Origin of the sequence: Brucella daejeonensis, from assembly GCF_014199265.1 — a bacterium.
In the GTDB taxonomy this organism is placed as follows: domain Bacteria; phylum Pseudomonadota; class Alphaproteobacteria; order Rhizobiales; family Rhizobiaceae; genus Brucella; species Brucella daejeonensis.
On sequence record NZ_JACIJG010000038.1, the window covers coordinates 1 to 11,248 of the forward strand.

Sequence of the window (11,248 nt, forward strand, 5' to 3'; positions counted from 1 at the left end):
CGACCCGATACGACAAGACACGAAAATCCTTCTCGGCATTCCTCGCCCTGGCAGCCGCAAAGATATGGCTGCCATACTTTGTCAACAGGACCTAGTTTGGCAGTTATCCCGTAATTTAAGGTGTTTCTTATGAAAATCGGTATCATTGGCGCTGGCAATATAGGTGCAACCCTCGCAAGGAAGCTGGCAGCTCCTGGTCATGAAGTTAAGATTGCGAATTCGAAAGGTCCAGAATCTCTTCACGCGCTGGCGCACGACATCGGTGCGACAGCCGTCACGAAGGAGGGGGCGTTAGAAGATGTCGATGTAGTTATCCTGTCGATTCCATTTTCGAGCTATCGCGAGTTAACCTGCCACTTTCTCAAGGTTCCACGGAGCACAATAGTCGTTGATGCGTCCAACTATTACCCTTTCCGCGACGGTGTGATTTCAGGCATCGATGGTGGTATACCCGAGAGCATCTGGGTAGAACTGCAACTTGGACTTCCGGTTATCAAGGCCTGGAACGCTGCATTGGCGACCACTCTGGCCGAACGAGGCCGCCCGAAGGGGACAGGCGGACGCATAGCGATACCTGTGTCCGGCGACGAGCCAGTTGCCAAGGCGATTATCATGGAGCTCGTCGAGGAAACCGGTTTCGACACTGTCGACGCCGGAATTATATCGGACTCCTGGAGACAACAGCCTAGAACGCCCGCCTATTGCACGGAACTTGCCAAAGATGAATTGATCGAGGCACTAAAATCCGCTGACCGGCTTAAAGCACCAGTTAATCGGGATCGCCTAATCCAAGAGTTCATGCAGTCTTTAAGCGGCGCGACACACGATGAAATCGTTGAACGAAATAGAACCGAGACAACCTAATCACATTCCCCTTATGTGCGAAAAGCTGCCTTCGACGTCATCCGGTTGGGGGCAATTTACCGTTTAACTCGACACTGATTGTCAAATGACATGATATTTTCCTTTTTTGGCCGATAAGTTGCTTTCGCTATTCGACTGGTAGAGGTCACACGATTTCCAACATTTTCGACTTACGGTGCCTTTCGCAGGGGCTTTTTTCCTTCGAGATCGGTCCATTTGATGTCAAAGCCCGTTGTGAGGTACGCCTTTTCCGGATGGCGAACGCCTTTATTATTTCAAGGGCAAAATATCGTGGCAAAAAGGGCAAAATATCTGAAACCAGTTAAATTTGACATGTTTGTTTTCAATGACTTAGAATAACCTCAAGGGCCTAAATTCGTGTCACTCGACACTTTGTGTCGATTGACACGATATTTGGCCTTTTTGGCCACTATGTTGCCATTGGGTCAGGATTGCTGACCTTTCTCAACGCTTCCAATCACAATCGTGATGGTGGTTTCGGCTGCTGCTTTCACCTAAAATCGGCCATCTCAACGCTCTGAGCGATGACATCACCCCTGGTTGTTTTAGCAAGTTAAGGATGCGACAGCGCCAGCAAAATAGAAATGCGACAGGCGGTGACGTTCAGCCCCCATTCCGACAGGCTGGTCAGGGTTGCAAGCGAGGAATAGGGCGGGTGAATATGCGCCTCTTCGGCTTTAGCTTTCTCATTAGCAATCGTTTTGTCGTCGCCCATATCCGATAGTAATCCAAGTTAATGTCTAGTTGCTCAAGTGCCTTGCTATCTGTTCCTGTTTAATCACATCGGCAAAGGTACGCACGATCGTTGAATTGGAAAAAAACCGTTCACTTTCGCGCCGCCAGAAGACAACGTATTCGTAGGTCAATGCAGGTTCAAACGGGACGATCTTCAGATCGAACATTCTATAGTGGCGCGCAATAAAGCTGTTGTCTATTGCGATACCGATGCCATGCGCCACAAAGGATGCGTCTAGGCCAATGGCGTCGGTATAAATTTTGCAGTTCAAGGACACCTCCCGGCGACCAAACGTCAGGACGCCCCCCTTCCTCGACGCGTATTCTCGTTCCAAAGCAACTATCGGTTCATCTGCGATATCATCGACGGTGATCACATCTTTATGGGCCAAAGGATGGTCGGGGCGCATCACACAAACGCTGTTGCTTTTTGATACAACCTCCCATTCGAAAAAACGTTCGTCGAGAGGCAGGCGGGAGATCCCAATGTCGGCTTCCCCCGTCAGGATACTCTGAACCATTTGATCGTATCGTTGTGCCTTGAGGTGAAACTCATAGGACGGATCTTGTTCATTCAGCACCGCAACAATGCGAGGCAAGAGATCCAGTGTCAGGACGTGAGGCGCTGTTATGCTGAGTGTGTTTCGTTTTGTTCGAAACGAGTCGGCCAGTTCGGTTTCGATCTGTCCAAGAATCTCCAGATATCTATCAACCCGATTGTAGATCTCGAGCGCCCGCGACGTTGGAACAAGGCCACGGCGATCTCTCTCAAATAACTGTTCACCGACATTCTCTTCGAATGTTTTGAGTTGTTGACTGACGGCTGATTGAGTGATGCCGAGCTCCCTGGCAGCTCGCCTGGTAGAGCCCATCCTGACGATCTCTCTGAAAATAGCTGCGGATCGGATTCCAGCTCTGGCAATTAGATCTGATTTTTCAGCCAAATCGAGCTCCTTTCATTCCAGTTTCCAGTCAAGAGAGGCATATCAGTATTACTTATCATGCATCGTGTAAACTTAATAAATTGACGATCTGCAGATGCAGCATCACTTTACGGCATGCGAACGAGATATCCAACTCCAATGGCTTACGAGATAAGTCCTTCAAGAGCGTCGGCACGCCAGGAACTGGCTGCGGGGGACGCTTGCTATACGATCGACGTCGAGGCGATAAGGCATAATTATCGTGCGCTTCGATCACATTTGCCGAGTTCGGTGAGAATACTGGCCTGTTTGAAGCGGAACGGCTATGGCTGCGGCGCTGGACCAGTCGCCAGGGCCTTGGCGATGGAGGGAGTGGACGGCTTTGCGGTTTCGACATTGCCGGACGCAATTTCAATTCGGAACGCAGGAATAGAACTTCCTATCCTTCTTTACCCCGGCGTGCTTCCTGCATCGGGGAAGACAATCGAAAAGCTCGACCTGACGGTCACGGTATCAAGTCGTGACGAACTGGCTAGTTGGCGTCGCGCCATGAGGCGCACGCGCATATTCATCAAGGCGGATGTTGGTTTCTTCCGAAGCGGGGCCACACCCGGCGAAATAAGCAATCTCCTGGCCGATGCGAATGCCTGCCTGGACGTCGATGTGCAGGGTATCTACGCCCATTTAAGCGAGTTTCCTTCAACGACGCCGTCGAACTCGACCGAACAGTTTGCCCGCTTCATGGATATACTGGTGAAAGCCGAGGCTGCAGGCACCCGTCCGCCAATAGCGATGATTTCCAGCACCGATGGTGTGCTTCGAAATCCGGAAATGGATCTCGACGCAGTTGATCCGGGCGCTCTGTTCTTCGGCATTGCCGGCACGGAGGAACCGACGCGCCAACTCATTCTGAAATCGGCACTCAAGGCAATTTCAACGAGTCTTGTTTCTGTAAAGCGAGTGGACAACTCCCTTGGATCGATGCCGGATGTGCCGGGCTTCCGACCGGGGATGACGATTGGCGTTTTGGGTATGGGTTGGGGCGACGGGCTACCGCGTCAGGTGCCGGCACAAGCTGCGGTCCTGATCAATGGCCGACGTGCACCACTGCTTCCGCCTGTCCACCTCGAGCATACTCGTGTCGACCTGACAGATATCCCTGATGCGCGGTTCGGCGATCGGGTCATTTTGCTTGGACAGCAAGCTGATCAGGAGATCACGCTTCAGGAGCTTGCTGATCAATGGTCAACCGACGTCGTTGGCCTCTACGGCCAGCTGCGGGACCACGTTCCGCGAATCTACGTCTGATTGCCTAGGCAAGTGCCGGAGCCGAATAGTTCAATTCAGGAGCACAAAACTAATGACAGAAACACATCCGATGATTCACCATAACGCCACCGCCGACAGAGCTTCTGAAGCGATCCACGTCGAGAGCTTGCACAAAAATTTCGGATCCTTGCAAGTGCTGAAGGGAGTGTCACTGTCCGCACGTGACGGCGATGTTGTTGCGATCATCGGCGGTAGCGGCTCGGGTAAATCGACACTGCTTCGCTGCATCAATTGTCTGGAAAAACCGACGAGCGGGCTCATTCGTGTGAACGGGGAAGAAATAAGGCTCAAACCCGACGGCCACGGGGGCTCGGTGCCTGCCGACCGCAAGCAAATTGAACGCATAAGATCCAGGCTGGGCATGGTCTTCCAGAGCTTCAATCTCTGGAGCCACATGACTTTGATTGAGAACGTCATTGAGGTTCCTGTTCATGTGCACGGCGTCAAACGCGACGCTGCAATTGCCGGAGCCGAGAAACTGCTTGCAAGGGTCGGGCTTCTGGAGAAGCGCAACACGTATCCTTCCTTCCTGTCTGGCGGACAACAGCAGCGGGCCGCTATCGCTCGAGCGCTGGCGGTCGAACCACGGGTCATGCTCTTCGACGAACCGACTTCGGCGCTTGACCCGGAGCTCGTTGGAGAGGTGCTGAACGTCATCGGCGACCTGGCTCGCGAAGGCCGCACCATGATCCTGGTTACTCACGAAATGAAGTTCGCGCGAGAGGTGGCGACACATGTGGTCTTTCTTCATGGAGGGCAGGTCGAAGAAGAAGGGCATCCGGAAGTGATTTTCCGCAATCCCAAATCAGAGCGACTTCAGCAATTTATCCGCAGCTTGAGCTAGCGAAGCAAACTCAACAACCAAACAAGGGGAACCTGGAATGATGATCATCACTAGAACAACGATCGCCGCGGCACTCTTATGCGCATCGACACTCGTGGCTCGCGCCGAACAGGTCCGGGTCGGAATTTCCGCCGAGCCATACCCGCCATTCACGTCGCTAGATGCATCGGGAAAATGGGTGGGCTGGGAGATTGAGTTCATCGACGCCATTTGCAGCGAGGCGAAGCTTGATTGTGTCGTCACACCAATCGCGTGGGACGCCATCATCCCTTCTCTTACATCTCGAAAGATCGATATCATCATGAGTTCGATGTCGATCACCGAAAAGCGCCTCAAGACAATCGACTTCTCGGAAAAATACTACAGTGACAACGGCTACGCTATCGCGGCTGCCAAAGGAACAGGGATAGAGCCGACGGCCGACGGATTGAGCGGTAAGGTCCTCGGCGTACAGGTTTCCACAAACGGACAGGCATACGCCAGCAAGCACTTCAGCGATGTCGTGTCGGAGATCAAAACGTACCAAACGCTGGATGAGATTACCCAGGACCTGGCCGCTGGCAGGATTGATGGCGCTCTGGCGAGCAGGATTTCACTGTCATCGTTCCTGAAAAGCCAACAGGGACAGGCTTGCTGCGAGATCGTTGGGATGGTTGCCAGCGATCCGGAGTTTGATGCGCGCGGCGCCGGCGCAGGGTTACGCAAGGGAGAGACCGCCCTGAAACAACGGATTGATGGGGCTATTCGCGCAATCCGGCTTAACGGCAAGTACAACGAGATCACCAAGCGATATTTCGACTTCGACATTTACGGTGGCTGAACGCATTGCAAGGGCTTTTTAACACTGGGAAAAACTAGCGATTTTTAACTCGAATAATCGCGCGCTGGAATTCCTAGTTAAGGAAACTTTCGGCGCGCGTAGGAGAGAATTATGGCGGATGGACTCGTCATGTCACTGGCACAAGCCGGCGTAATCGAACTGCTTGCCCCGACACCTCCCGGGTGGGGCGCAAACCTGCTCCGCGGCTTTCTGGTTTCGATCAAGATTGGCGCCGGTGCCTTCGTGTTGGGACTAGTGTTTGGCATTGGCGGTGCTTGCGGCAAACTCTATGGGAGCGTTGCAGTTCGCGAGTTGCTATTGGGCTATACGACGCTGATCCGGGCGGTTCCGGAACTTATTCTGATCCTGCTGATCTATTTCGCTGTTCCGGATCTCCTTAACAGGCTCCTCATTTCATTCGGATATGGTCCTGTGGAGCTCGGTGGCTTGGCGGCTGGCATTATTGCCTTGGGCTTTGTCAAAGGCGCATACGCGACGGAGGTATTGCGGGCTGCTATCCTCGCGGTGCCGCAGGGTCAGATAGAGGCAGCGCGGGCCTTTGGAATGAGTCCGTCTACGATGTTGCGTCGCATCACACTGCCGGCAATGCTCCCTCACGCCATTCCCGGTCTTGCGAATCTCTGGCTGATCGCCGTGAAGAACACGGCGCTTCTCGCGGTTGTCGGCTTTAGTGAACTTACTCTTGAAACGCGCCAGGCAGCCGGAGCCACGAAAGCGTATTTCACGTTCTTCATGGCTGCCGGCATACTCTACCTTCTGTTTGCTCTGGTCTCCAACGTCGTTATCGGTCGGATCGAGACTTGGGCACGGCGAGGTCAGCCATCGACCGCGGGGGGGCAGTGATGACCGCTTGCGAAACAATCGTGGAGAAGCCCTCGGTGCGCACCCGGCTAGCACCACGCCATATGGTGCAGATCGCAATCACTGCCTCCCTGGTAGCAGCGGCGGCCCTCTTCATGCGGTGGGACTGGCTTCCCGACTACTACATGCTGGCGGCGGAAGGATTGTGGTGGACGGTCTGGCTTCTCATTGTCACCTGCGCGTTGGGATTTGCTCTGGCCGTGCCTTTGGGGCTCGTGCAGCAAACAGGACCAGTATGGCTCCGACTACCGGCAAGCACCTTTTGTACTGTCATCCGTGGCACACCGCTTCTGTTGCAAATCTGGCTTCTTTATTACGGCTTCGGCGCACTTTTTCCTCAGTATCCATGGATCCGCGAATCTGAGCTCTGGCCAGTTCTTCGACAGGCATGGCCCTACGCCGTACTTGCACTGACATTGTCCTGTGCGGCGTATCAGGGTGAGGTAATGCGCGGCGCCTTTGCGGGTGTCCCGCGCGGTGAGCTCGAGGCAGCCCGCGCCTTCGGCATGAACCGGTGGAAAGTATTTCGCCGCATCTGGTTGCCGCAAGCGATTCACAGAGCGCTCCCGACTTTGGCCGGGGAGGTTGTCCTGCAGCTCAAATCGACACCCCTGGTGGCCACCATTACTGTCATCGATCTATACGCGGTCGCCGTCAGGATCCGCCAGGACACATATGTCACTTATGAACCACTTCTCTTGCTCGCGGTGGTCTATATGGCAATCGCCGGCCTGATCGTGTGGATTTTCAGCCGTCTTGAGGCACGGATCCCCGTTCGGATGGGATAGGCCTGAAAGTTCCAGCCGGCCCAATACAACACACAAACGACTATAGAGGCGGCTCTCGCGAGAGAGCCGGAGAAGGAGAATTTATGTCAACTTTTTCCCTGGCTGTCACCGGGCAGTCTCTGATCCTCCACGATATTGGAGGGGACCAAACTCCCGAATTTGAGGCCGTGAAAAATGTCCTCCATGGAGCAGATCTAGCGTTCACGAATTTCGAGGGAACCATTGCCGGAAGCCATGGCGGGTGGCCGCTGAAGGGGTCTGCCTATGGAAGCAGTGCACCAGACGTTCTGGATGCCCTGCGGGAGATGGGGTTTCATGCTCTGTCCTTGTCGAACAACCACGCCTTCGACCTTGGCCCTTCAGGAATTCTCTCCACCCTGGAAGAGGTTGAAAGGAGAAAGTTCCTTCACGGTGGCATCGGCCAGAATATGGGCGAAGCGACATCGCCCATGACGGCCTCTTTCGGTGACAGAACTGTTTCCATCGTCGCGATGGACGGGGGCCCAGGCCCTCAATTCATGTACGCGGAAGACCCGCGAGGTGATCGAACCGGCAGACCGGGCGTGAATCCGCTCCGGATAACAAGTGTGCTCGAAGTCGATCCCGATGCTTTTGAAACTTTGAAGAACATCCGTGAAAGGATCGGGTACACAAACGTCGACTATATCAATGACTGCCAGCCCGATGACAGCCCCGAGATAGATGACGAAATTGAGTTTCTCCTCGGACGCTCGATCTATCGGAAAGCTGACCGATGCGAACGAGGCGTTCGCATCGACGAAACAGATTTACAACGAAATCTACGCTCCATTGAAGGTGCAGCAGGATCCGGGGCTCTGGTGATCGCATACCTTCATCATCACCATTGGGCGAGCGACTGGCTGCAGACACCCGAGTGGGTCGGAAAGGTTGCCCGTCAATGCATCGACGCCGGAGCTGCCGCGTTTGTAAGTCATGGTGCGCCGGTGCTTCAGCCGATTGAGATCTACCGGGATCGCCCCATTTTCTACAGTCTTGGCAATTTCGTTTTCCACACCGTCGCAGATTCGCCCCTCTGGCTTCGCCAAGAAGTGTGGGAGAGCGTCGTTGGTATCTGCTCCTTTGATTCAGATAACCGTCTCGCCGGGATGAAGCTCTATCCCGTACTGATTGGCGGCGAGGACGGTTTGCTGAATGATGATATCGAGCAACGGCTGGTGCCTCATGCGGCCGCGGGGTTAACGGCGCGACGGATTCTTGGACGCGTTATTGAGCATTCACTGAAGTTCGGCTCGCATTTCGAGATTGTTGACGACATTGGCGTGCTTCGTCTTCGCTGAGTGGCGCTTGGTGTCTCTCGCGCTTGAAATCAAAAAGTGATCGATAATGAGGCAATTTATGGATGTCCGCAGTGAACTCGTCGAGCGATTTCTTCGCTATACGGCGATTGAAAGTCAAAGCGATGAGCGATCGACCAGTCTACCATCAACCCCAGGCCAACTTGAGCTAGCGAAGCTATTAGCCGCTGAAATGCACGCACTCGGACTGGATGAGGTTCACGTAGACGACAATGCAATTGTGACGGGTGTGAAGAGGGCCAATAGCCCTTCCGCTCCCACGCTGGGATTTATCGCACACCTTGATACGGCCGACGTCGGTCTGTCGCCCCATATCCGTCCCCAGATCAAGCGATTCACTGGCGAGGACCTTTGTCTTCATCCCGGTCACGACATCTGGTTCCGCGCCTCGGAACATCCCGAGGTGCGCGCCTGGCGCGGTCATGACATTATTTTCAGCGATGGGACTAGCGTCCTCGGCGCAGACAACAAGGCTGCGATCGCTATTATTATGACCCTCCTTTCGCGCCTTGATCCTGCCGGTGCGCATGGAGACATTAGGGTTGCCTTCGTGCCAGACGAAGAAATCGGCTTGCGTGGCGCCAAGGCACTCGATCTAAGCCGGTTCCAATGCGATTTTGCCTACACCATTGACTGCTGCGAGGTTGGCGAGGTCGTCATTGAGACGTTCAATGCGGCAGATGGTGAAATCACTTTCACGGGGATAAGCGCGCACCCGATGGCGGCTAAGGGAGTTATGGTCAACCCCTTGCTGATGGCCCAGGATTTCATCGCGGGGTTTGATCGCAAGGAAACACCCGAGTGCACCGAAGAAAGGGAGGGATACTTCTGGTTCAGCAAGCTTGTCGCAAACGATAGCGCGGCTCGCCTCTCTGTGATGGTTCGCGATTTTGACCGGTTGGCGTTCGAGCGGCGAAAACAGAGAATTTTCGAAGTAGCTGAGCTGGTCAGACGGCGATACACACAAGGACACGTTAACGTCAATATCACTGATATCTACCGCAACATCAGCGATAGCCTGGCCGGCGACCGTCGGGCTCTCGACCTCTTGCTCAGGGCGATGGGGGGACTTCAAATCACGCCAAAACTTGTGCCGATGCGCGGTGGGACCGATGGCTCAGCACTCTCCGCGCGGGGTTTACCCACCCCGAATTTCTTTACCGGTGCGCACAATTTCCACTCCCAGTTCGAATTTCTGCCGATAGGCGCATTCGAAACCTCCTTTCATGTCGCACGTCGGATTTGTGAGCTAGCTGCCTGATCGGTGAATAGCCGTGGACCTGAAACAGGCAGCCCGGTCTTTTAGGGATTTGTCTGCCAAGATCACAAATCAAGAGTCCCACGACCGCACTCAATACCGCAACACTGGATAGAGCGATGCGACCAATAGGATTGCCAAGGCGATATTGAAGAATTGGAGCCGATGACGACCCGTCAGTCGTGCAATATCGCCGAGAGGGACTTTCAGCCGTTTCGAGTAATATAGTACGGTACTGCGATTAAATAACTTCACGGGGTACGCACGGGTGTAGACATTGAACGTCACGATGCAACCAAACGTCGCCTGCGTGCAAAACGTATAACGTTCACCAAAATAGCAGAGGAACTTGGCATTACTGGTGTTGCAATCACAAGGGTTTGCCAGGAGCACGGTCGATCAGAGCGTGTCGAATATGCCATCGCTGACAAACTCTGCACCACTCCACAAGAATTATGGCCAAATAGATACTGACGGAGAAGCAGGTGATAGTGACCAGACCGCAAATGGAAACGGCCCGGAAGCTGTAACTTCCGGGGCCATTAAGAAATATCGATTTGCCGTCAATAGTTCTTTTTCCCTCTATTCGAACAATTAGTCAAGCGTGCATACCGCGCAGACGTCTTGATGTCCTCAAGGGCCAAATATGTTGCCCTTGGGTCAACATTGCTGACCTTTCTCAACGATCCTTCCCTCGGCGTCGGTCGGAAACTGCGACGCAACCTAGGCGCATAGATTTCGTCCACGGTCGACCTCCGATCCCATTCCCGCAGCTCATCGGATTGATCTGCTAAAGCTCTACTTGTACGGCTACCCCAATCGTGTTGCGGTATGACATAATAGCTTTCCCCGCAGAACTGTCATAGATGGAGTATCCGGATTAATGCATTGGCTTTTCGCATTCGGTATATTGATTTCGCTACTTTTTATTTTTCTCGTTTCAAACAAGAGCAAACCACCGGAAGGACCTAACCGCTTTGGCGTAACGGCTTCACCTGTCAATTTTACTACGGCAGTGCAGAGTTTCTTTATTGGATACCTTGATTTCAAGGGGCGAGCGAGCCGCACGGAATTCTGGTATGCGGCGCTGTTTTATGTGCTGCTGCTGTTCATACTGGCGCAGCTCAATCTTCCGGATACTGTTGCTTCGATCTTGCTGGTTGTGACGATAATCCCGCTTTTCGCGGTCATGGCTCGCCGCCTGCACGATACAAACAGAAGCGGTTGGTTTCAGCTTGTCACATGGGGCATGCCGCCTATCGGTACGATCATTGCCTTGTTGTGGTTCAATGAGGAGCCGCGCGATTAACGAGAAGCCCTGTTGGTGGAGATGCCAACCGCAAATGACCCTTTAGAGCGGTTCAGCCTTTGACAGAATCGAAGGGGATTCCGTCGAGGCCTGTTTTGTGATTCAAGATGCTGGCTGGAGTGGAGGCCAGCATCAGAT

General features: G+C 53.7%; 12 protein-coding genes and 1 pseudogene. 11 read left to right on the plus strand and 2 right to left on the minus strand.

Annotation, left to right across the window (positions count from 1 at the left end):
* A pseudogene (locus FHS76_RS22980) lies at window positions 1-95 on the plus strand (IS5 family transposase); the annotation flags it as partial.
* A gap of 34 nt (window positions 96-129) precedes the next feature.
* A complete protein-coding gene (locus tag FHS76_RS22000; RefSeq protein WP_183658382.1) occupies window positions 130-864 on the plus strand; it encodes an NADPH-dependent F420 reductase in 735 nt (244 codons plus the stop codon).
* Between the two features lie 574 nt (window positions 865-1,438).
* Here the strand turns inward: FHS76_RS22000 and FHS76_RS22005 are convergent.
* Entirely contained in the window at window positions 1,439-1,600 is a 162-nt protein-coding gene (locus tag FHS76_RS22005; protein ID WP_183658384.1) for a hypothetical protein, read from the minus strand.
* 25 nt (window positions 1,601-1,625) lie between these two features.
* Window positions 1,626-2,564 (minus strand): LysR family transcriptional regulator, encoded by a 939-nt coding sequence (locus tag FHS76_RS22010; protein ID WP_235992860.1) that lies wholly within the window; start codon window positions 2,562-2,564, stop codon window positions 1,626-1,628.
* 138 nt (window positions 2,565-2,702) lie between these two features.
* Here FHS76_RS22010 and alr point away from each other — a divergent pair, with 138 nt between their 5' ends.
* The 9 genes from alr to FHS76_RS22055 all read left to right on the plus strand — a co-directional run bounded on the left by alr (window position 2,703) and on the right by FHS76_RS22055 (window position 11,110).
* The gene (alr, locus tag FHS76_RS22015) at window positions 2,703-3,851 is read left to right on the plus strand and encodes an alanine racemase (RefSeq protein WP_183658386.1); all 1,149 of its coding nucleotides are present in this window, start codon (window positions 2,703-2,705) and stop codon (window positions 3,849-3,851) included.
* Between the two features lie 52 nt (window positions 3,852-3,903).
* Window positions 3,904-4,716 carry an ABC transporter ATP-binding protein gene (locus FHS76_RS22020; RefSeq protein ID WP_328700561.1) on the plus strand — a complete coding sequence of 271 codons (813 nt, stop codon included), beginning with the start codon at window positions 3,904-3,906 and terminating at the stop codon, window positions 4,714-4,716.
* Window positions 4,717-4,753: 37 nt separating this feature from the next.
* Entirely contained in the window at window positions 4,754-5,536 is a 783-nt protein-coding gene (locus FHS76_RS22025; RefSeq protein WP_183658390.1) for a transporter substrate-binding domain-containing protein, read from the plus strand.
* 111 nt (window positions 5,537-5,647) lie between these two features.
* Window positions 5,648-6,400 (plus strand): ABC transporter permease, encoded by a 753-nt coding sequence (locus tag FHS76_RS22030; protein WP_183658393.1) that lies wholly within the window; start codon window positions 5,648-5,650, stop codon window positions 6,398-6,400.
* A complete protein-coding gene (locus FHS76_RS22035; RefSeq protein ID WP_183658396.1) occupies window positions 6,400-7,206 on the plus strand; it encodes an ABC transporter permease in 807 nt (268 codons plus the stop codon). Before FHS76_RS22030 ends, FHS76_RS22035 begins: the two co-directional genes overlap by 1 nt.
* Window positions 7,207-7,289: 83 nt before the next feature.
* Window positions 7,290-8,525, plus strand: a complete 1,236-nt coding sequence (locus tag FHS76_RS22040; RefSeq protein ID WP_183658399.1) for a CapA family protein — start codon at window positions 7,290-7,292, stop codon at window positions 8,523-8,525.
* A gap of 58 nt (window positions 8,526-8,583) precedes the next feature.
* Complete coding sequence (gene pepT / locus FHS76_RS22045; RefSeq protein WP_183658401.1) at window positions 8,584-9,804, plus strand: peptidase T; 1,221 nt, start codon at window positions 8,584-8,586, stop codon at window positions 9,802-9,804.
* A 303-nt stretch (window positions 9,805-10,107) separates the two neighbouring features.
* Window positions 10,108-10,275, plus strand: coding sequence for a helix-turn-helix domain-containing protein (locus tag FHS76_RS22050; protein WP_210306205.1), 168 nt, complete (start codon window positions 10,108-10,110; stop codon window positions 10,273-10,275).
* Between the two features lie 409 nt (window positions 10,276-10,684).
* Window positions 10,685-11,110, plus strand: a complete 426-nt coding sequence (locus FHS76_RS22055) for a DUF805 domain-containing protein (protein ID WP_183658404.1) — start codon at window positions 10,685-10,687, stop codon at window positions 11,108-11,110.
* The last annotated feature ends 138 nt before the right edge of the window (window positions 11,111-11,248 follow it).

Bases quoted from the DNA above. Each gene is read 5' to 3' on its own strand.
- alr (WP_183658386.1), top strand. From the start codon at position 2,703: ATGGCTTACGAGATAAGTCCTTCAAGAGCGTCGGCACGCCAGGAACTG.
- FHS76_RS22040 (WP_183658399.1), top strand. From the start codon at position 7,290: ATGTCAACTTTTTCCCTGGCTGTCACCGGGCAGTCTCTGATCCTCCAC.
- FHS76_RS22020 (WP_328700561.1), top strand. From the start codon at position 3,904: ATGACAGAAACACATCCGATGATTCACCATAACGCCACCGCCGACAGA.
- pepT (WP_183658401.1), top strand. From the start codon at position 8,584: ATGGATGTCCGCAGTGAACTCGTCGAGCGATTTCTTCGCTATACGGCG.
- FHS76_RS22000 (WP_183658382.1), top strand. From the start codon at position 130: ATGAAAATCGGTATCATTGGCGCTGGCAATATAGGTGCAACCCTCGCA.
- FHS76_RS22035 (WP_183658396.1), top strand. From the start codon at position 6,400: ATGACCGCTTGCGAAACAATCGTGGAGAAGCCCTCGGTGCGCACCCGG.
- FHS76_RS22025 (WP_183658390.1), top strand. From the start codon at position 4,754: ATGATGATCATCACTAGAACAACGATCGCCGCGGCACTCTTATGCGCA.
- FHS76_RS22030 (WP_183658393.1), top strand. From the start codon at position 5,648: ATGGCGGATGGACTCGTCATGTCACTGGCACAAGCCGGCGTAATCGAA.
- FHS76_RS22055 (WP_183658404.1), top strand. From the start codon at position 10,685: ATGCATTGGCTTTTCGCATTCGGTATATTGATTTCGCTACTTTTTATT.
- FHS76_RS22005 (WP_183658384.1), bottom strand. From the start codon at position 1,600: ATGGGCGACGACAAAACGATTGCTAATGAGAAAGCTAAAGCCGAAGAG.